The 19,651-nt window shown below is 67.5% G+C and carries 17 protein-coding genes and 2 tRNA genes; 13 read left to right on the top strand and 6 right to left on the bottom strand.

The features are described 5' to 3' along the window. Positions 1-33 precede the first annotated feature (33 nt). Positions 34-960 (top strand): DNA-methyltransferase, encoded by a 927-nt coding sequence (locus BLQ39_RS08485; RefSeq protein ID WP_092323260.1) that lies wholly within the window; start codon positions 34-36, stop codon positions 958-960. A 12-nt stretch (positions 961-972) separates the two neighbouring features. Then, on the top strand, positions 973-1,896 hold the full coding sequence (locus BLQ39_RS08490) for an LLM class F420-dependent oxidoreductase (protein WP_092323262.1): 924 nt from the start codon (positions 973-975) through the stop codon (positions 1,894-1,896). 52 nt (positions 1,897-1,948) lie between these two features. On the opposite strand, the gene BLQ39_RS08495 is transcribed toward BLQ39_RS08490, so the two are convergent. Both BLQ39_RS08495 and BLQ39_RS08500 read right to left on the bottom strand, forming a co-directional pair. After that, on the bottom strand, positions 1,949-2,362 hold the full coding sequence (locus BLQ39_RS08495) for a DUF7715 family protein (RefSeq protein ID WP_092323263.1): 414 nt from the start codon (positions 2,360-2,362) through the stop codon (positions 1,949-1,951). A 72-nt stretch (positions 2,363-2,434) separates the two neighbouring features. Further along, positions 2,435-3,130, bottom strand: a complete 696-nt coding sequence (locus BLQ39_RS08500) for an NAD(P)H-binding protein (protein ID WP_092323265.1) — start codon at positions 3,128-3,130, stop codon at positions 2,435-2,437. 130 nt (positions 3,131-3,260) lie between these two features. Here BLQ39_RS08500 and BLQ39_RS08505 point away from each other — a divergent pair, with 130 nt between their 5' ends. The 3 genes from BLQ39_RS08505 (at position 3,261) to BLQ39_RS08515 (ending at position 5,926) form a co-directional block, all read left to right on the top strand. Further along, positions 3,261-4,091, top strand: coding sequence for a M15 family metallopeptidase (locus BLQ39_RS08505; RefSeq protein WP_241986900.1), 831 nt, complete (start codon positions 3,261-3,263; stop codon positions 4,089-4,091). Between the two features lie 111 nt (positions 4,092-4,202). Continuing rightward, positions 4,203-5,192 carry an amidase domain-containing protein gene (locus tag BLQ39_RS08510; protein WP_167738518.1) on the top strand — a complete coding sequence of 330 codons (990 nt, stop codon included), beginning with the start codon at positions 4,203-4,205 and terminating at the stop codon, positions 5,190-5,192. A 59-nt stretch (positions 5,193-5,251) separates the two neighbouring features. Then, complete coding sequence (locus BLQ39_RS08515; RefSeq protein WP_092323269.1) at positions 5,252-5,926, top strand: amidase domain-containing protein; 675 nt, start codon at positions 5,252-5,254, stop codon at positions 5,924-5,926. A 17-nt stretch (positions 5,927-5,943) separates the two neighbouring features. Here the strand turns inward: BLQ39_RS08515 and pgm are convergent, their stop codons facing one another. Further along, positions 5,944-7,560, bottom strand: a complete 1,617-nt coding sequence (pgm, locus tag BLQ39_RS08520) for a phosphoglucomutase (alpha-D-glucose-1,6-bisphosphate-dependent) (protein WP_092323271.1) — start codon at positions 7,558-7,560, stop codon at positions 5,944-5,946. 35 nt (positions 7,561-7,595) lie between these two features. Here pgm and pheA point away from each other — a divergent pair, with 35 nt between their 5' ends. Further along, positions 7,596-8,525 (top strand): prephenate dehydratase, encoded by a 930-nt coding sequence (gene pheA, locus BLQ39_RS08525; RefSeq protein WP_092323272.1) that lies wholly within the window; start codon positions 7,596-7,598, stop codon positions 8,523-8,525. A 111-nt stretch (positions 8,526-8,636) separates the two neighbouring features. Here pheA and BLQ39_RS08530 read toward each other — a convergent pair whose 3' ends face one another. Beyond that, complete coding sequence (locus tag BLQ39_RS08530; protein ID WP_092323274.1) at positions 8,637-9,641, bottom strand: diacylglycerol/lipid kinase family protein; 1,005 nt, start codon at positions 9,639-9,641, stop codon at positions 8,637-8,639. Between the two features lie 49 nt (positions 9,642-9,690). Here BLQ39_RS08530 and serS point away from each other — a divergent pair, with 49 nt between their 5' ends. From serS to BLQ39_RS08555, 5 genes are all read left to right on the top strand, one after another. After that, complete coding sequence (serS, locus tag BLQ39_RS08535) at positions 9,691-10,962, top strand: serine--tRNA ligase (RefSeq protein ID WP_092323276.1); 1,272 nt, start codon at positions 9,691-9,693, stop codon at positions 10,960-10,962. Continuing rightward, a complete protein-coding gene (locus BLQ39_RS08540) occupies positions 10,959-11,762 on the top strand; it encodes an HAD family hydrolase (RefSeq protein WP_198417069.1) in 804 nt (267 codons plus the stop codon). The genes serS and BLQ39_RS08540 overlap by 4 nt, the downstream gene beginning before the upstream one ends. Before the next feature lie 87 nt (positions 11,763-11,849). Beyond that, a tRNA-Ser gene (locus BLQ39_RS08545) sits at positions 11,850-11,934 on the top strand. A 54-nt stretch (positions 11,935-11,988) separates the two neighbouring features. Continuing rightward, positions 11,989-13,245 (top strand): LCP family protein, encoded by a 1,257-nt coding sequence (locus tag BLQ39_RS08550; protein WP_256332728.1) that lies wholly within the window; start codon positions 11,989-11,991, stop codon positions 13,243-13,245. Positions 13,246-13,333: 88 nt separating this feature from the next. Further along, positions 13,334-13,424: transfer RNA gene (locus tag BLQ39_RS08555), tRNA-Ser, on the top strand. Between the two features lie 65 nt (positions 13,425-13,489). Here the strand turns inward: BLQ39_RS08555 and BLQ39_RS08560 are convergent. Together BLQ39_RS08560 and BLQ39_RS08565 are read right to left on the bottom strand one after the other, a co-directional pair. After that, positions 13,490-13,768 carry a cupin domain-containing protein gene (locus BLQ39_RS08560; RefSeq protein WP_092323279.1) on the bottom strand — a complete coding sequence of 93 codons (279 nt, stop codon included), beginning with the start codon at positions 13,766-13,768 and terminating at the stop codon, positions 13,490-13,492. Between the two features lie 68 nt (positions 13,769-13,836). Then, positions 13,837-15,087, bottom strand: coding sequence for a PucR family transcriptional regulator (locus BLQ39_RS08565; RefSeq protein WP_092323281.1), 1,251 nt, complete (start codon positions 15,085-15,087; stop codon positions 13,837-13,839). A gap of 211 nt (positions 15,088-15,298) precedes the next feature. Here BLQ39_RS08565 and BLQ39_RS08570 point away from each other — a divergent pair, with 211 nt between their 5' ends. Beyond that, positions 15,299-17,344: a hydantoinase/oxoprolinase family protein gene (locus tag BLQ39_RS08570; RefSeq protein ID WP_092323282.1), complete on the top strand. Its 2,046-nt coding sequence runs from the start codon at positions 15,299-15,301 to the stop codon at positions 17,342-17,344. Further along, a complete protein-coding gene (locus BLQ39_RS08575) occupies positions 17,337-19,322 on the top strand; it encodes a hydantoinase B/oxoprolinase family protein (protein WP_092323284.1) in 1,986 nt (661 codons plus the stop codon). The genes BLQ39_RS08570 and BLQ39_RS08575 overlap by 8 nt, the downstream gene beginning before the upstream one ends. Positions 19,323-19,651 lie beyond the last annotated feature (329 nt).

The following is a 19,651-nucleotide window of genomic DNA, read 5'->3' on the forward strand; positions in this document are numbered from 1 at the left end:
CCCGCGGGCTATGTCGACTGGCAGAATGAGGGAATGCCTATTGCGTGGTCACAGACGTCTCCCAGCCGCGTCATCCACGCCGACAACCTCGAGGTGCTCCCCGCACTGCCGGACGCGTCCTTCACTCTGATCTACCTCGACCCCCCGTTCAACACGGGCCGCGTGCAGAATCGCCGCACAACGACGTCGGTGCGCCTGCCGACGCCGCCGGCAAGCCCGGGAAAGGGCGCGCGCGCGGCCGGCACCATCACCGGTTTCAAGGGTCAGTTGTACGAGCGGATCAAGGGCGACCTGCTCGGCTACGACGACCAGTTCGAGGATTACTGGGCCTTTCTTGAACCGCGCCTGATCGAAGCCTGGCGCCTGCTCGCCGACGACGGCACCCTGTACCTGCACCTCGACTACCGGGAGGCGCACTACGCCAAGGTGCTGCTCGACGCGCTCTTCGGCCGGGACTGCTTCCTCAACGAACTGATCTGGGCCTACGACTATGGGGCGAAGTCGAAGAACCGCTGGCCGACCAAGCACGACACGATCCTCGTCTACGTGAAGAACCCGGCCCGGTACTACTTCGACTCGAGCACCGTCGACCGCGAGCCGTACATGGCGCCCGGGCTGGTCACGCCCGAGAAGGTCGCGCGCGGCAAGCTGCCGACGGATGTCTGGTGGCACACGATCGTGTCGCCCACGGGCAAGGAGAAGACCGGGTACCCCACCCAGAAGCCGATCGGCATCCTGCGCCGGATGATCCAGGCCTCCAGTCGCGAAGGCGACTGGGTGCTCGACTTCTTCGCCGGCAGCGGCACCACCGGCGCGGTCGCCGCCGCCCTCGGACGCCGCTTCGTGCTCGTCGACCAGAACCCGGAATCGATCGCGGTGATGCGCACGCGGTTCGCGCCCCTGCCCGACGTCGAGTTCCTCGGCCCGCCCGCCCCGGAGGTCGAGCCTGTCGAGACCTGAAACACTGAACCCATGAGACTTCGCATCTTCACCGAACCGCAGCAGGGCGGCACCTACGACGACATCCTCGCCGTCGCCCAGGCCACGGAGTCGCTCGGCTTCGACGCGTTCTTCCGCTCCGACCACTACCTCGCGATGGGCGACGCCTCCGGTCTGCCGGGCCCGACGGATGCCTGGACCACCCTGGCCGGGCTCGCCCGCGAGACGCGGCGCATCCGCCTCGGCACCCTCGTCTCGTCGGTGACCTTCCGTCCGCCGGGGATCCTCGCGATCCAGGCGGCCCAGGTCGACCAGATGTCGGGCGGCCGGGTCGAACTCGGCCTCGGCACCGGCTGGTTCGAGAGGGAACACCTCGCCTACGGCATCCCGTTCCCGCGGAAGCGCTTCGGCATGCTCGAGGAACAACTCGAGATCGTCACCGGACTGTGGGCGACCCCGGTCGGACAGAGCTACAGCTTCGCCGGCGAGCACTACAGGCTCGTCGACTCCCCGGCGCTGCCGAAGCCCGTGCAGGCGCGCGTTCCGGTCATCGTCGGCGGCGGCGGGCCTCAACGCACCCCGGCCCTGGCCGCCCGCTTCGGCACCGAGTTCAACCTGCCGTTCCCCGAGTTCGCGGACATTCCGGGCAAGTTCGCCGGCGTCCGCGCGGCCTGCACGGCCATCGGCCGCGACCCGCACGAGCTCGTCTACTCGGCCGCCCTGATCGCCGTTGCGGGGCGGGACGAGGCAGAGTTCGCCCGCCGGGCCGCCGCGGTCGGCCGCGAGCCGGCCGAGCTGCGCCAGCACGGCGTGGCCGGCACCGCATCCGAGATCGTGGACCGGCTGGGCGCCCTCGCCGCCGACGGCGTGGAGTGCGTCTACTTGCAGATCATGGATCTGTCCGACCTCGACCACCTGGACTTCATCGCCCGCGAGGTCGTGCCGCAGCTGGACTGATCCCGACTGGCCTCGACCATCGGTGGTCGAGCTTGTCGAGACCCCGGCCCGATCACCGGTGGCCGGGCCCGTCGAAGCCCGGTGCCGATGGACGCCGCCGAATGCTGATCCTGTCGTAGGACCGCTCGAGGATCGCATCCGTGGGCCATCCCGCGATGAGGGCCAGTTGATCCCGCGCGAGCCCCTCGGCGTCTGCGGGATCCCAACCCTGTGCGGAGAGCCCGGATGCGAGTGCAGCGACGTAGTCGCCGACCGTGAAGCCGGGAATCTCAGCGATCCGCGCAGTTGTCGTCGCGCGCTGGGAGCTCAGGCCGGCGAATCCACGGGAGCAGCCGCAACCGGACTCCGGGTGGACGCTGTCGCACGCGCACGGTTCCTGGATCGTCACTAATTCGCCTTCGACGCACCAGTGGTAGTCGTCGTCTCGAGTGCCCTGGGACAGGGATGTCGCCACGAGAACGTTCATGTCGCTTCCTCCTTTGTTGGGAATCATTGCGACCGTTCTATCGGCACCGTCCGACATTCGACGTCGTCGGTGCTAGCCCAGCGCCGCCACGGCGTCGGCGACGGGAACCGTGCCCGAGAGCAGGTGCAGCACCTGCCGCGTGCCGGCGCCGGTTCGCACCAGCTCGGCGAGCACGGCTGCGACGTCGGCGCGAGGCACGGTCCCTCGCGGCTCGGACCGGCCGGGCTCGAGGTGTCCCGGGCCGGTGAGGTCGAGCCGCACGGCCCCGGTGCCCGGGTCGTCGATGAGCCCGCCGGGGCGAACGATGGTCCAGGCCAGCGGGCGCGCGGCGAGATCCTCCTCGGCGGCCAGCTTGGCCCGGAGGTACGCAACGAAATCGGCGGGCACCGAGTCGGGCACCGCACTGTCCCGCACCGATTCGACCCCGGTCGAGGAGATCTGGATGAAACGCGGCACGCCCGCGGCCTCCGCCGCGTCGGCCAGCAGCACGGATGCGCCGAGGTCGACCGACTCTTTCCGGGCGTCTCCGCTGCCGGCTCCCGCCCCGGCGGCGAACACCGCAACATCCGCGCCGGACAGGACCCGGGCCAGATCAGCGACCGAGGCGCTCTCGAGGTCGAGCACCACCGGAGCCGCGCCGTCGACCATGAGGTCGGCGCCCTGCGCCTCGCTCCGGATCAGCCCGGTCACCTCGTGCCCGTCCCGAACCAGCGCCCGGGTCAGGTGTCGGGCGATCTTTCCGTGTGCACCAGCAATGACAATACGCATCTCACCGACAACCCGGTGCGGCCACCGTTCATTCCCCTCGGCGGTGCAGCTCACCGGAGCGGGCCGTTCCGCCTTCGCCGACGCGGGCGGCGCCGGTTGCCGCCGCGCGGCCGAGGGTAGGCTCGACCTCGTGCCTGACCAACGTCTGCCCGGTTCCAGCCCGGGAGGGCGGTGGCGCGTCCGCCGCGCCGCCGTGCTCGTGCCGGTGGCGGTCGTCCTGGCTGCCGGCGCCCTGATCGCCGGCGTGCTCTCCGCGTCCGCCCCCGCGTCCCGCAACTCCCCGGCGCCCAGCCCCGCGGCGGCCGAGCCGGCGCGGCCGGCGCCCTCCGCCGCGCCGACCGCGGTGCCGACGTTCGACCGGGGCGCCCGGTCGACCGACGACCCGGCCAGCCTGTGGGTCGTCGTGAACAAGAAACGTCCGCTGACTCCGCCGGACTTCGCCCCGACCGACCTCGCGGATGTCCCGGTGCCTCACGTGTACGAGCCGAAGCTGCGGCAGGAGGCATCCGTCGCAGCCGTGGCGATGTTCGCGGGCATCACCGAGGCGACCGGACTCAGCCTGCAGTCGCAGAGCGCCTACCGCGGCTTCGAGGCGCAGACCCGGGTGTACGACCGGGCGGTGCGAGCGAACGGACAGGCGTCTGCGGACGCCGCCATCGCCCGCCCCGGCTCGAGCGAACACCAGACCGGCCTGGCCCTGGACATCAGTTCGGTTCCGTCACGGTGTGCCCTGAGTGCCTGCTTCGCCGACACCCCGCACGGACGGTGGCTCGCGGCGAATGCGTGGCGCTACGGGTTCCTGCTGCGCTACCCGGCCGACAAGGTCGCCATCACCGGGTACGAGTTCGAGCCCTGGCACTTCCGCTACATCGGGGTGCAGCTGGCGGGCGAAATGCACCGCACCCGCGTGAGCACACTGGAGGAATTCTTCGGACTCCCCGCGGCGCCTGACTACGACTAGCGACGGGTCCGCCGCACCGGCACCCATGGGTTTCGGATGCTTCGCACAGGGGTTTGCCATGGGGCGATGTTTAACTTTTGGGTCCCCTCCCCCCCAAACAGAGACGATTTTGTGCGCCTGAATTCACCCCGAGACACCCGCAACCGGCCCCGCCACTCCGCCGAGAGGCCCCGCGAGAAGCGGCACATCCTCCTCCCCGGAAGCATCATCGCAGCCAGCAGTGCCGTCGCCTTGTCGGTCGGCCTGGCCACCGGCGGAGGCGCGATCGGTGCGGTTTCCGAGCCGGGACCCTCGGCCGCCGCGGGCAGCGCCCCGGCCTGGCAGCCGGAGCCGATCGTGCGCAGCAGCATCATCGCGGCCAATGGCACCTCTGCCGGCTCCGTCGCCGGAGGCACCGTCGTGACCGTGACCGGCGCGGACCTGAACAAGGTGGCCAGCGTGAACTTCGGCGCCAACCCCGGCACGGTCGTCTCGGTCACGAGCGACACGGCCACCCTCAGCACCCCGGCCTCGACGCGCCTCGGAGCCGTCCCGGTGGAGCTCTTCGACGCCGACGGCGTCGCCGTACCCGTCCACTCGGCCGCGACCCCGTCCCTGGCCACCGCGCCGCTGAGCTTCCGCTACATCCCCGACCCGAAGGTCGCCGCGCAAACCGCCTATGTGCTGGCCCACTGGAAGGACTACAACTCCGCCGAGTACGGCCGGCTCCCCGGTAACGACTGCGTCAACTTCACCAGCCAGTCGCTGATCGCACGCGGCTGGACCATGGATGCCGAGTGGTCGTTCAACGCCGGAACCAGCCAGTACAGCGCGGCCTGGGCCAGTTCCACGGCCTTTGCCGCCTACCTGGCCGCACATCCGAACCGCGCCACCGCGCTCGGCGACGACCGGCGCGCGCAGGTCAAGGTCGGGGACGTCGTGCAGTTCGACTGGTACAGCTCGGGCGACCGCGACCACACCGGGATCGTCACCCGCGTCGAGAAGACGGGCGGCAGCGCGCGGATCTACTACGCCAGCCACACGATGGACAACGACTTCAAGTCTGTCGACGAGTCGCTCGCGAACGCCGGAGGAACGGTCTCATACTGGAGTATCACCTAAAGGCGGACCCGCATCCGCAGCCGACCAGGTGAACTCACCCCCAACGAATCGAGGATATCGTGGCGCTCTCCCGGCCCATCCGGATCGGCCTCGTGGCGCTCGCCGTCGGCGGCCTCATCGCGGGAGCGGCAGCGCTGACCTCGGTTGTGGTTGCACAGGATTCACCCTCCGCCGGCCGGGCGGCCACATCGGTGCCGACGGATACCGCGACCCCCCGAGCCATGCCCGACGCCCCGAACGCGCCGGTCCCGGTCGACCTCGCCGTTCAGAAGCAGCTGGCCTACGCGCTGGCGCACTGGAAGAACTACAACGTCGCCGACTATGGGGTCGTCACCGGAAACGACTGCGTCAACTTCACCAACCAGTCGCTGATCGCGCGCGGCTGGAAAATGGATGCCGAGTGGCGCACCGCGGGCACCGGCTCCAGCTTTTCCTTCTCCAAGCCCTGGGTGAGTTCGACCGCGCTGATGCGCTACCTCGCCGACTCCGGCCGGGCCACGGCCCTGACCGACGCCCAGCGTGACCAGGTGAAACTCGGCGACGTCGTGCAATTCGACTGGGACAAGTCGGGTGACCGCGACCACACCGGAATCGTCACCCGCGTGGAGAAGACCGCGGCGGGCGTGCAGATCTACTACGCCGGGCACACCGACGACAGCGACTACCTCTCGGTCGACTACGCGATCACGACGAAGCACCCGGGCGGCCGGGCGTACTACTGGAGCATCCCCTAGCCCGGGTCTCGACGAGATCAGGCGATCGCCGCGTCGACGATCGCCTTCGCCTCGACCTGCACCTGCTTCAGGTGCTCCGGGCCGAGGAACGACTCCGCGTAGATCTTGTAGACGTCTTCCGTGCCGCTCGGCCGGGCCGCGAACCAGGCGTTCTCGGTGACGACCTTGACCCCGCCGATGGCCGCGCCGTTGCCGGGCGCGTGGCTGAGCTTGGCGATGATCTTCTCGCCGGCCAGCTCGGTGGCCGTGATGGCGTCGCCGTCGAGCTTGCCGAGCTGGGCCTTCTGCGCCGGCGTCGCCGCGGCATCCACCCGCGCGTAGGCGGGCGCACCGAAGTGCTCGGCGAGTTCGGCATAGCGCTGGCTCGGCGTCTTCCCGGTTACCGCGAGAATCTCCGAGGCGAGCAGGGCGAGCAGGATGCCGTCCTTGTCGGTGGTCCAGACCGTGCCGTCGAAGCGCACGAAGCTGGCTCCCGCGCTCTCCTCGCCGCCGAACGCGACCGACCCGTCGATCAGGCCGGGGACGAACCACTTGAAGCCGACCGGAACCTCCCAGAGTTCGCGGCCGAGGAAGCCGGCGACGCGGTCGATCATGGTGGACGAGACGAGGGTCTTGCCGACCCGGGCGTCCGCCCGCCAGCCGTCGCGGTGGCTGTACAGGTAGTCGATGGCGACGGCCAGGAAGTGGTTGGGGTTCATCAGCCCGTCATCCGGGGTGATGATCCCGTGCCGGTCGGCGTCGGCGTCGTTGCCGGTGAGGATGTCGTAATCATCCTTGTGCGCCAGCACGGAGGCCATCGCCGAGGGGCTCGACGGGTCCATCCGGATCTTGCCGTCCCAATCCAGGGTCATGAACCGCCAGGTCGGGTCGACCTTCGGGTTCACGACGGTCAGGTTGAGCTCGTACCGGTCGCGGATGGCGCCCCAGTAGCCCACGCTCGCGCCGCCGAGCGGGTCGGCGCCGATCCGGATGCCGCTGTCCTTGATGGCCTTCATGTCGATGATGTTCTCGAGGTCATTGACATAGTTGCCGCGGAAGTCGTAGGTCTCCACCGCGCTCGGCTCGCTCATCCTGACGTCTTTCAGGCCGCCCGCGATGAGCTCGTTCGCGCGGTTCGCGATCCAGGAGGTGGCGTCGCTGCCGGCCGGGCCGCCGTGCGGCGGGTTGTACTTGAAGCCGCCGTCGGAGGGCGGGTTGTGGCTGGGGGTCACGACGATCCCGTCGGCCTCGTCGCCGTTCCCGGCCCGGTTGTAGGCGAGGATGGCGTGCGAGAGGGCCGGCGTCGGCACATAGTCGTCGAATTCGTCGACCAGGGCGCGAACGCCGTTGGCGACGAGCACCTCGAGGGCGGTCGTGTACGCGGGGGCGCTGAGCGTGTGCGGGTCGGTGCCGATGAACAGCGGCCCGGTGATGCCCTGGGCGGCTCGGTACTCGACGATCGCCTGCGTCGTGGCGATGATGTGGTCCTCGTTGAACGCGAGGCTGAGCGAACTGCCGCGATGGCCCGATGTGCCGAAGACGACCCTCTGCGCCGGGATGGAGACATCCGGTTTCAGCGCGTAATACGCGTTGACGAGCGCCTCCGCGTCGATGAGGTCTGAGTCCTGGGCCGGGGTTCCCGCACGTTCATTCATGCCCCCATCTTGGCACTGCAACTAGGCTGTGAGCCATGGCCGAGTCCCCTAATGTCACCTACAGCTTCCTGGGGCCGGTCGGCACCTTCACGGAAGCCGCGCTGGCCCAGGTGCCCGAGGCGCAGGGAAAGCCGTGGCGTGCCGTCAACAACGTGGGCGAGGCCCTCGCGGATGTCCTCACCGGGCGCAGCGTCGCCGCGATGATCGCGATCGAGAACTCGGTCGACGGCGGTGTCTCGGCCACCCAGGACGCCCTCGCCGGCGCCCCTAACCTGCGGATCATCGGCGAATACCTGGTCCCGGTGAACTTCGTGCTCGTCGCCCGCCCCGGCACCGCGCTCGCGGACGTGCGGGTCATCAACGCGCATCCGGTCGCCTACGCCCAGTGCCGCACCTGGCTCGAGTCCACTCTGCCGCGCCACGGCCACATCCCGGCGTCGAGCAACGTCGCCGCCGCGGCATCCCTGTTCGACAACAGCCAGGCGGATGCCGCCATCGCCCCGCCCGGCATCGAGAAGCACCACGACCTCGACGTGCTGGCCACGGACATCGGCGACAATCCCAACGCGGTCACCCGATTCGTGCTGGTGAGCCGCACGACCGAGCTCCCGGCCAGGACGGGCGCCGACAAGACGAGCGTGATCGTCGAATTGCCCGAGGACAGGTCGGGCGCCCTGCTCGAAATGCTCGAACAGTTCGCCACCCGCGGGGTCAACCTCAGCCTGATCCAGTCGCGGCCGATCGGCGACGCCCTGGGGCGCTACCGCTTCGTGATCGACGCCGACGGCCACATCCTCGACGAGCGCGTCGCCGACGCCCTGCTGGGCCTGCGCCGCTCGAGCCCCAACGTGATCTTCCTCGGCTCGTACCCGCGCGCCGACAAGCGGCCGATCGAGTTCACGTCCCGCTACGACGACGAGATCTTCATCGAGGCCCGCGCCTGGCTCAGCACCCTCCTCCCCTAAACCCCCTTCCCCTCCCCCTAAAGAACCCCCCTTTTCCTTCCGCGAAACCGCAGTTGTGCGCGTTATTCGGGCGTTTTAGCGCGCACAACTGCGGTTTCGCGGGGAGGAAAGTCAGACGGGAGGGGACCAGGCGGGCACCCGCACGGCCAGCGCCTGCGGGTCCGACCGGAGGAACACCGACCGCACCATCCCGAATCCGTCGCCGTCGAGTTCGAGCGGCTGCGGGCTGTCCAGCCTGATCCGGATGTCGGTGCCGGAGAGCGTTTTCATCATGCGCTGGTTCCCCTTCTCGCGCAGGCGGATCACCTCGCGGCCCGCCGCCGAGCGGCGCAGCACGCCGTTTTCCCACATCACGCGCAGCCAGATCCTGAACCAGCCGCGCACGCCCTTGACCTGCATGATCGCCGTGTCGAGGATGCCGTCGTCGAGCCGGGCGTCGGGCAGGAACAGCATGTTCCCGGTCAGGGTGCCGCAGTTCGCGACGAGGATCGTGCTGATGTGCGCATGCCGCTCGGGACGGCCGTCGAGGCTGTAGCCGATGCGGAAGGGTTCGGCCCGGGGGATGACCCGTGCCCCCGCGTCGACGTACGCGAGCCAGCCGACCTGCTTCTTCAGCGACGGCCGGGTCTTCGCGATCATCTCCGCGTCCAGGCCCACCCCGGCCAGCACGACGAAGGCGTGCTCGATGGTCCGCCCGTCAAAGGTGGTCATCTCGGCGACGCCGACGTCCACCGGTTTGTCGATCCCCCCGAACGCGATCGCGGCCGACTCGTCGATGCTGCCCAGGGGCAGCTGCAGGTTTCGCGCGAGCAGGTTGCCGGTGCCGAGCGGCACGATGGCCAGGCTCACCTCGGAGCCGCGCAGGGCTTCGGCCACGGCCCGCACGGTGCCGTCGCCCCCGGCTGCGATCACGAGGGATGCCCCGCGGCGCACGGCTCGACGGGCGGCCTCGTTTCCGAAATCCTCGGCGCTCGTTTCGAACCAAAGTGTCGGGGCCCAGCCCGCGGCGGACTGCGCAGCGTGCACGCTCCTCCGAAGCCTGGCCAGGTCGACCTTGATCGGGTTGTAGACGACGGCGGCATACCGGTCGATGCGGGGCGGACCGGAGGCTGTCACGGGGCAAGGCTAGCAAGCCGCCCCGGTTCGCGCTTGTAGACTCGATGCTGTGATTGATCCGGTGCTGTTACGCGAGAATCCTGAGCTCATCAAGCGTTCGCAGGAGGCGCGCGGCGACTCCGTCGCGGCGGTCGATTCTGCGCTGTCCGCGGACGCCGCCCGCCGGGCGGCGATCACCTCCTTCGAGGCGCTGCGGGCCACGCAGAACCAGTTCGGCAAGCGCGTCGCCTCCGCCCCGCCCGAAGAGAAGAAGGCGCTCGTCGCGGAAGCGCAGAGCCTGGCCGCCGAGGTGAAGGCGGCCGGTGCCGCCGCGGCGGATGCCGAGGCGCGCTTCACCACGATCGTGCGCAGCATTGCCAACCCGGTCATCGACGGCGTGCCGTCGGGCGGCGAGGAGAACTTCACCACCCTCCGCACCCACGGCGAGACCCCCACCTTCGACTTCGAACCGCGCGACCACCTGGAGCTGGGCGAGCTGCTCGGCGCCATCGATATGGCCCGCGGCGCGAAGGTGTCCGGATCGCGCTTCTACTTCCTGCGCGGGATCGGCGCTCGCCTCGAAATCGCCCTGATGAACATGGCGCTCGACCACGCGCTCGCGGCCGGTTTCGTCCCCCTGATCACGCCGACGCTGGTGCGGCCGGAGATCATGGACGGCACCGGATTCCTCGGCGAGCACAACGACGAGGTCTACTACCTGCCCGGCGACGACCTCTACCTCACCGGCACCAGCGAGGTCGCGCTCGCCGGCTACCACAAGGACGAAATCCTCGACCTCTCGGCCGAGCCGCTCCGCTACGCCGGCTGGTCGACCTGCTACCGCCGTGAGGCCGGCTCCGGCGGCAAGGACACCCGCGGCATCATCCGGGTGCACCAGTTCAACAAGCTGGAGATGTTCACCTACGTGCTCCCGGAGAACGCCGAGGGCGAGCACGATCGCCTCGTCGCGCTGCAGGAGGACATGCTTCAGGCCCTCGGACTGAGCTACCGGGTCATCGACGTCGCAGCCGGGGACCTCGGCTCGAGCGCCGCCCGCAAGTTCGACATCGAGGCGTGGGTGCCCACCCAGGGCGCCTACCGAGAACTGACCAGCACGAGCAACTGCACCACCTACCAGGCCCGCCGCCTCGACATCCGCTACCGCACGGAATCCGGCAAGACCGCGCCGGTCGCGACCCTCAACGGCACCCTGGCCACGACCAGGTGGATCGTCGCGCTGCTCGAGACCCACCAGCAGGCCGACGGATCCGTGCGGGTGCCCGAAGCGCTCCGGCCCTTCCTCGGCGGCCTCGAGCTGCTCGAACCGGTGAGCCGACCGTGACCGACGGGCGCTGGCTCGTCGCCCTCGACATCGACGGCACGACCATGCACGAGGACGGCACGATCAGCGACGCCGTGCTCGAGCAGATCCAGCGGCTCACCTCGGCCGGCCACGAGGTGATGCTGGCCACGGGTCGGTCCGCCTCCGCCACCCTGCCCGTGCTCGAGCGCCTCGACATCGCACCCCGCTTCGTCGTCTGCTCGAACGGGGCGATCACCCTGCACCGCGACCCGGACGCGCCGACCGGTTACCGCCGGGAATGGGTCGAGACCTTCGACCCGACCGACGTTCTCACCTCGATCCGCTCGCACCTGACCGGCGCGCGCTATGCGGTCGAGGACGAGCACGGTTATTACCGCTACACCGAACCCTTCCCGGATGCCACGATCGGCCTGGACAGCGAACACGTCGACTTCGACCAGCTACTCCTGCACGCCGCCACCCGGGTGGTTGTCATCTCGCCCGATCACGACATGGAGGAGTTCCTCCAGGTGGTCGAGAAGATGGGCCTCAACCGGGTCAGCTACGCGATTGGCTGGACGGCCTGGCTGGACATCGCGCCCGACGGCGTGAACAAGGCCACGGCGATGGAACGGGTGCGCGAGGAATTCGGGATTCCGCGCAGCCGGGTGATGGCCGTCGGCGACGGACGCAACGATATCGACCTGCTGCTCTGGGCATCCGTTTCGGGGCGGGGCGTGGCCATGGGCCAGGCCCCCGCAGACGTGATCGAGGCGGCCGGCGAGATCACGGCCTCGGTTCTCGACGACGGACTCGCGCTCGTGCTCGGCACGCTCTAGACCCGCATGCAGCCGGTTTTCAGGTAATCCTGTCATTCTGGAGAGTCCGCCATCGGCTAGAATCGGGCCTTGTTCGTTCGCGAACCGGGAGGGCTGTCCGAGCGGCCGATGGAGCCAGTCTTGAAAACTGGTGGGCAGAAATGTCTCGTGGGTTCGAATCCCACGCCCTCCGCATTGCGAGGTGTCACCGCCAGCCAGGAACGAAGGGATCAGAGTGAGCGACCAGATGCGTCCACGCTCTTCGCGATCGAAGCTGAGCACCATCGCCCGGCACGGCCGGCTGAAGAAATCCAACCCGGTTACGACCGTGTTCAAGTTCATCGCCGCGGCCCTGGCCGTTCTCATGGTCAGTGGCGTGTCTGTCGCCGCGATCGCGGCCTACGACGTTGTGGCCAGCGTCAAGCCCGGTGTCCACCTCGAGAACGAGGTCGAGGGCGAGCCCGGTCCGAAGTTCAGCGCGATCAAGGGTGGCGTGAACCTGCTGCTCGTCGGCAGTGACAGCCGCAAGGGCCAGGCCGCCGTGTTCGGCGGCGAGGACGAAACCGGCGACCTCAACGACGTGACGATGCTGCTGCACATTTCGGAGGACCACAGCAACGCCTCCGTGATCAGCTTTCCCCGCGACATGTACGTGCCCATCCCCGGCTGCCCCGACGGCAAGGGCGGCACCTACGACGCGATGAGCAGCCAGAAGATCAACACGACCCTCACCTACGGCGGGCTCGCCTGCACCGTGCTCACGGTGGAGGAGCTCACCGGGCTCAAGATTCCCTATGCGGCCGAGGTGCAGTTCGGCGGGGTCATGGCCATGTCGACCGCGGTCGGCGGCGTCGAGGTCTGTGTCGCCGAGGACATCGAGGACAAGCACACCGACACCTACCTCAAGGCCGGCAAGCACACCTTGCAGGGCCTGGCCGCCCTCCAGTTCCTGCGCACCCGCCACGGCATCGGCGACGGCAGCGACCTGACCCGCATCAACAACCAGCAGGTCTTCATGTCCGCGTTGCTCCGCACGATCAAGAGCTCCGAGACGCTCTCCGACCCCACCAAGGTGTACTCGCTCGCCAAGGCGGCGACCGCCAACATGCAGCTGTCGACGAGCCTCAACAACGTCGACACCCTGATCTCGATCGCGCTGGCGCTCAAGGACATCGACCTGGACAAGGTGGTCTTCGTGCAGGTGCCCACGGGCGAGGTCGACAGCGGCGTCAAGCCCCTGCAGCCGGACTTCGAGGACATGTTCACGACCATCGCCGCCGACCAGCCGATCCAGCTGGGAGGCTCGACCGGCCGGGGAGCAACTGCTGACCCGGATGCCCCGGCGACGCCCGAGCCCACCGCGTCGGCCACACCGAAGCCCGGCACGTCGGCAACGCCGGCACCGAAGCCCAGCGTCCCGGCGACGGTGCTCCCCGACTCGGCCACCGGCCAGACTGCGGACGAGTTCACCTGCTCGGTCGGCCGCACGCTCAACAACCAGTAGTGACCGCCGGCGGCATCCGGGCCTGGTTCCTCCGGAGGCCCCCGGTGCGGTTATGATTGAACTCGTGTGTTTGCAGCGCAAGCACCAAGGAGACGTCGCATAGTTCGGCTTAGTGCACCACCCTGCTAAGGTGGAGTGCCCTTTACGGGGCACCGTGGGTTCAAATCCCACCGTCTCCGCACTGGGGAATTCAGCCTGTGCAACGGCCGAGTTCGTTAAATTGCGAACTGCGCGTCGAGGGTCGCTAGGACAGCTTCTCGGTTTCGACGAACACGATCGTGGCCGTGCCTCGGTTCGCCACGGTGTGCTCCGCGCCCGCCGGGCGAGTGTAGCTCTGGCCGATGCGCAGTTCCGCGGCAATCTCCGACCCGTCGGCGTTTGTGACATACATCGTGTCGTTGACGAGAGGCACCACGACGTACTCGAATTCGTGCCGGTGCATGGGGATCGCTCCACCGGGCTCGATCACCCACTTCGTCACCCGAAAGATGCCGTTGTCGATCTGGGTCTCGCTGATGGCCATAGCGGTTCCTTCGATTGTGTTGTCGTTGAGCCGAGCATACTTGCCCCGCTTGCCCGAGTCGCGCCGGCTTACCCGCCGGCCGCGACGTCGTGTTGGTGGCCCAGCGCACGTTGACGCCCCAGCACAGGACTCTGGAGGCACAGGTACAGGTTCGTCACGAATGCCGCAGACGTGACCGGCTCGCCGAACAGCTCCTCGATCTTCCCGAGTCGATACCTGATCGTGTTGGCATGCACGAACATGGCCTGCGCGGTGGCTGTGATGTTCTGATCCAACGCCAGATAAGTCACCAGCGTTGCGTGCAACGTGTCGGCACCGCGCAGTTCGTGCAGAATCGGGCGCATGCGTGCCAGCAACTGCTGTCCATCCACCTGGGAGAGCAGCCAGGTCGCGAGGTCGACTTCGTCCAGGCGCACGATCTCGGTCGCCGTCGCAGGGCCGGCGTCGGCTGCAAAGGAGCGTGCCCGTGACCGGGCGATCTCCAACGCCATTTCGGCCTCGCGGAATGCCGCCGGGGTTTCCGCTAACGCCCCGAAGGGCGCCGACGTGCCCACGGTGAGCGTCTGCGCGACCTGATTGAGCCACGCCTCGGCACGTCCGGCCGCGGGAATGACCGCGCTGATGGTCGCCGGTGTCTCTTGATCAAGCCTGCGGATCGAAACGAGCAGTGCCACTCCGAAGCTCTTGGCCGAATCGATCAGCCGTTGCACGTGCGCCTCGGTCGCCGATTCGCCCCCGGGCGCCGCCGCCTCCAGCGCGCGCAGCGGAACATAACTCGGGAACTTGTACTGCGCCAGTCGTCCCCAGTGCCGGTGCTCGCGCGAGGGCAGGACCCCATCCTGCAGCGTGGCCAGGACGTGCGCGTTGTCTCGGCGATCGCGCAGGCTCGCCCCGTGCTGGATGCCATTCACCGCTGCCAGCATGCGCTCGGCGGTGTCGAGCAGCACGTCACCGAGCCGGGGCAGCAGGTCCTCGCTGCGGGTGCCGATGGCCAGCACGTGCACGCCGTCGTGCAGGGCCACCGTGCGGGTGCGCAGGTGCCATCGGCCAATGGAAAACTCCTGATCGGTCGCGTGCGAGGCCGCCACCTCGTTCCAGATCAGCCGGGTGGGGGCCTCGCCTGAGCTTTCGACAATTGCCCCGTCGGCGTCATACACCACGGCCGCGCCATGACACAGGTCGGCGACCCGTCCGACGAGCGCCTTCACCGGCTCCTCCATAGACACAGCGTTCAGGAGCAGGGTCGTGACTTTGAGGGTGAGGGTTAGCTCCGCGGCCTGGTCCGCTAGCGACGGGTTTGAACCGGTTCCCTGCTCCATGCCTCTCCTCCGCGCCCGAATTTCGCCCGCGCGGAGGAAAAAATCTGAGAAAGTTCAGATCCGGTCCTGCGTTGTCCGGGGGGTTTTGGAGATTCTACAGGCGTGCCCCGGTCGAGGTTTGGATTTTTCTAATGACGAACGGGAACCGTGCCCCCACAGTTGTCATCAATCCATTCATTGACCAGTCCCAGAAATCCCAGGAGGAACACCGATGACACAACTCCGCGTAGCCGTGGATGTTGGCGGAACCTTCACCGACGTGTGCATCTTCGACGAAGATACGAAGACCATGCGGGTGACAAAGGTTCCCTCAACGCCGCATGACCCAATGATCGCCGTCATGAACGGCGTTGAACGGGGTGAGATCAACCTGTCCGACGTCAGCCTGTTCTCGCACGGCACCACCGTGGCGACCAACGCTCTGATCACAAGAAAGTTTCCGGCCGCCGCCCTCGTCACCACCAAAGGGTTTCGTGACGTCATCGAGATTCGCGACGGTACCAAGGACGACCTCTGGGATGCCTACAACGACGTTTCTGGTCCCTACATTCGTCGCCGTGACAGATTCGAGGTGAGCGAGCGTATCGACTTCTCGGGACGCACGGTCACCCCGCTCGACGAGGAGGAGGCCCGCCGGGTGGCGGCCCTGCTGAAACGGCGCGGCGCCAAAACCATCGCCGTCTGCTTCCTCAACTCCTACGCGAATCCGGCCCATGAGACCCGTATGCGCGAGATCCTCGAAGAGGAGATCCCGGATGCCACTGTCTCGACCTCGGCCGAGATTCTGCCCGAGATCTTCGAATACGACCGGTTCAATACCGCGGTCGCGAACGCGGTGCTCGCTCCGCTCGTGTCGGGCTACGTGAACCGCCTCGCCACCCATCTGAAGGAGGGCGGCTACGCCGGCGACTTGCTGCTGTTGCACTCGGGTGGCGGCTCCATGACCCCTCGCATGGTCGAGAAGTACCCGGTGCGCCTGGCCGCCTCGGGCATCGCCGCGGGGGCGATCTCCGCAAAGCACATCGCCCAGCAGTGCGGCTACGAGAACGCGGTCAGCCTCGACATGGGCGGCACGTCAACGGACATCGCCCTCATCGCTGACGGCGAGCTGCGCATCACCAAGGAGTGGCAGGTGGAGTACGGCCACCCGATCATCTTTCCCTCGATCGAAGTGCTCACCATCGGCGCGGGCGGCGGATCGCTCGCCCACATCGACATTGCCGGGTCACTACGTAACGGCCCCCAGTCGGCCGGGGCGGACCCCGGGCCCGCCTGCTACAGCATGGGCGGCGACCAGCCGACAAACACCGACGCCAACGTGGTGCTCGGCCGGCTCGGCACCTCGCTCGCCGGCGGCGCCAAGAGCCTCGACAAGCGCCTGTCCGCAGAGGCCATCACCCGATTCATTGCGGAGCCACTCAACCTGGAACTGGCCGAGGCAGCCCACGCGATCGTCGCGGTCGCCAATGCGAACATGGCAGACGCGGTGCGTCTCATCTCGATTCGTCGAGGCTACGACCCGCGCGACTTTGCGCTGCTCGCCTTCGGCGGCGCGGGTGCGCTGCACGGTGCTGACGTTGCCCGCGAATTGAACATCCCTGTCGTCATCGTGCCGCCGAACCCCGGCGTCACTTCGGCGATGGGATGCCTGCTCGTTGACATTCGTCACGACCTGTCACAGATGTACACCGGGCTGGCCGCAAACGCGGACGCCGATGACCTCGAGGCAAGCTTCACCGCCCTCGAGTCTGAGGCATCCGCCCGCTTGCGGCATGAGGGTGTCGCCGACGAAAACGCGCTGTTGCAGCGGCAAGTGTCGATGCGCTACCTGGGCCAGTGGCGTTCTCTCTCGGTGCCGATGGGGTCGGGCGAGGGAGCGCTCAAGCAGGCGATCACGGCGTTTCACGAGCAGTACGAGCGCGAGTTCGCCTTTCGACAGGATGGCACGCCGGTGGAAATCTACCAGTTGCACCTCGCCGCCATCGGCAAGACACCCAAGCCCTCGTTTCGACCGCATGCGCGCACGTCGACCCACCCCGGGACGCCGATCGATACCCATCCCGTGTACTTCGGCGCCGACGGCTGGCTGGACACGCCGGTGTACGACCGCGACACCATCCCGGCCGGGGCCAGGTTCCGGGGCCCGGCCATCATCAACCAACTCGACTCGACCACGGTGGTGCCGCCATACACACACGCCGAGATCGACGAATGGCTCAACATCCGTATTCACCTCGAGGAGATACTCCATGGGTAACACCGCAACGGCAACCGCAACCGCCCCCCTGACCACGCTGGATCCGGTCACTTTCGAGGTGCTCAAGAACGCCTTCGCAACCAGCGTTGACCTCATGAGCGAACAGATCCTGCGCACCTGCTACTCCTTCGTCATCTATTCGCGCGACTTCTCCTCGGCATTGTGTGATGCCGAGGGCAACACCGTGATGCAGGGTTCAGGGGACATCGCCGTCCACGTCGGCACGCTGCACTTCCAGTGCAAGGCCGTGATTGAGGAATTCGGGACGGACATTCACCCCGGCGACGTCTTCGCCATCAACGACCCATATCGGGGGGGCACTCACTTCAACGACGTGTCATTTATTCGTCCGATCTTTGCTGATGGCGAAGTGATCGCTTATGCGCAGAACAAGGGGCACTGGGCCGACATCGGTGGCAACGTGCCCGGTTCCTTCGATGTGAACGCCAAGGAGCACTTCGGGGAAGGCCTGCGCATAACTCCGGTGCGGGTCTGGTCCAAGGGCGTGTTTCTCCACGATGTGGCGCAATTGCTCGTCTCCAACACGCGTGCGCCTGCACAGGCTATGGGCGACCTGCACGCCCAGTCCGAGGCGACCGCTGTGTGCGAGCGACAAATGCAACGCCTCATTGGCCGATACAGCACCGCAACGGTGAAGACCGCGCTCAAGGAGACACAGGACTACGTGGAGCGAACCGTGCGCCGCCGCCTGGAGACGCTGCCGCGTGGCACCTGGGAAACAGTCGACTACATGGATGCCGATCCCGGAAAGGGTGAGGGGCTCGTACCCATCAAGATCAAGCTCACCCTGGACGGCGAGGGCATTCACTATGACCTCACCGGCTCGGCACCGGTTGTTGAAACATTCCTCAACTCGGGCTATGGCACAACGTTCTCAGCCATCTACGCCGGCACCAAGACGTTCTTTCCTGACGTGCCACTCAACTCGGGATTCTATGCGGCCGTCACCGCGGACATCGGGCCCGAGGGCACCGTCGTGAACGCTGGATGGCCCTACGCGGTCACCGGCTTCTGCTCCGGCCCCTACGAGAAGCTGATGAACGGCATTTTCGAAATTTGGTCCCAGGTCATGCCCGAGCGGGCCATGGCGTGTGCGTTCAATCTCGAATACCTGCTCGTGGGCGGCCGCGATGCGCGCAGCGAGAAGAAGCCCTACTTCATGTGGTACGACTGGATGGCCGGCGGCTGGGGTGGCCGCGCGTCCAAAGACGGCTCGACGGCGACCGCACCCGTGTTCGGCCCCGGCCTCGCCGTGCAGCCGCTCGAAGGTCAGGAGCGTCTCTCGCCCGTGCTCACCTCGGTGCATCAGATTGCCGTCGACTCGGGTGGCCCCGGTCGCTTTCGCGGTGGCTGCGGCATCGAAAAGGGCGGGACGTTGACCGACGCTGAGTCCACAGTGATGAGCTACTCCTGCGACCGGGCTCGTTCCATCACCTGGGGCATTGAAGGCGGGTTGCCCTCGATCCCGCACGGCGTGTGGCTCAACCGCGGATCTGACAACGAGAGGTTCCTCGGCTCAAACTTCTCGTCGGTGCCCCTGCAGCCCGGGGACTCCTTCATCCGCCCCTCCGCCGGTGGCGGCGGGTACGGCGACCCGCTTGAACGCCCGGCGGAAGAAGTGCTGGACGACGTCATCGACGGCTACGTCTCGCTGCGTCGCGCTGCCGAGGACTACGGTGTGGTGATCGATGAGATCGATGCCGAGCTCGATGACTTCCGAATCGATTTTGCCTCCACCGCTGCCAAGCGCGAGTCAATTTCCGCGCAGCGGCAGGGGTGGCTCGAAGTCGACCCCACGGTGATCGCAGAAGGCTACAAGTCGGGCGAGATCGACATGCTCGATGTGATCCGCCGCCATGGCGTCATCCTCGACTGGGGCACGGGCGAGCTCTTTCCCACGACCACCGATCAGTTCCGTGCGCTGATGGAACGGCGGTCGGCGCAACACTGGGGCTGACCGCAGCAGACGCCCTGGAAGTCTGGGGCGGGCATCCGACCGGGCATGCGCAAGCCAGCGCGAGGTGCAGGATGCCCGCCCAGATATTGTGCAACAGCACAATATTTCGAGTATTCCTCGGGCGCATGCCCACTTGTTAGCACCTGCAGTATTTACCCATGATTGCTGAATGTGAAAGCCTCGCGGCGCTCACACTCTCCCTCACCACGAATGACTTGGGCCGCGCACCGCTCGGCTCCAAGGCACGGCATCACCACACGACAGTCGCATGCGAGCGCCACCCACAACGACGTTCCGGCCGTTCGCGCCTGTCACTATCGGAGGTAACA

Source organism: Cryobacterium psychrotolerans, assembly GCF_900101115.1.
GTDB lineage: Bacteria > Actinomycetota > Actinomycetes > Actinomycetales > Microbacteriaceae > Cryobacterium > Cryobacterium psychrotolerans.

What these genes read in the sequence shown, in the direction of transcription:
- BLQ39_RS08485 (WP_092323260.1), top strand. Translation starts at nt 34, where the DNA reads ATGCCTATTGCGTGGTCACAGACGTCTCCCAGCCGCGTCATCCACGCC.
- BLQ39_RS08565 (WP_092323281.1), bottom strand. Translation starts at nt 15,087, where the DNA reads ATGGAGCAGGGAACCGGTTCAAACCCGTCGCTAGCGGACCAGGCCGCG.
- pgm (WP_092323271.1), bottom strand. Translation starts at nt 7,560, where the DNA reads ATGAATGAACGTGCGGGAACCCCGGCCCAGGACTCAGACCTCATCGAC.
- BLQ39_RS08570 (WP_092323282.1), top strand. Translation starts at nt 15,299, where the DNA reads ATGACACAACTCCGCGTAGCCGTGGATGTTGGCGGAACCTTCACCGAC.
- BLQ39_RS08500 (WP_092323265.1), bottom strand. Translation starts at nt 3,130, where the DNA reads ATGCGTATTGTCATTGCTGGTGCACACGGAAAGATCGCCCGACACCTG.
- pheA (WP_092323272.1), top strand. Translation starts at nt 7,596, where the DNA reads ATGGCCGAGTCCCCTAATGTCACCTACAGCTTCCTGGGGCCGGTCGGC.
- BLQ39_RS08490 (WP_092323262.1), top strand. Translation starts at nt 973, where the DNA reads ATGAGACTTCGCATCTTCACCGAACCGCAGCAGGGCGGCACCTACGAC.
- BLQ39_RS08560 (WP_092323279.1), bottom strand. Translation starts at nt 13,768, where the DNA reads ATGGCCATCAGCGAGACCCAGATCGACAACGGCATCTTTCGGGTGACG.
- BLQ39_RS08495 (WP_092323263.1), bottom strand. Translation starts at nt 2,362, where the DNA reads ATGAACGTTCTCGTGGCGACATCCCTGTCCCAGGGCACTCGAGACGAC.
- BLQ39_RS08550 (WP_256332728.1), top strand. Translation starts at nt 11,989, where the DNA reads ATGCGTCCACGCTCTTCGCGATCGAAGCTGAGCACCATCGCCCGGCAC.
- BLQ39_RS08575 (WP_092323284.1), top strand. Translation starts at nt 17,337, where the DNA reads ATGGGTAACACCGCAACGGCAACCGCAACCGCCCCCCTGACCACGCTG.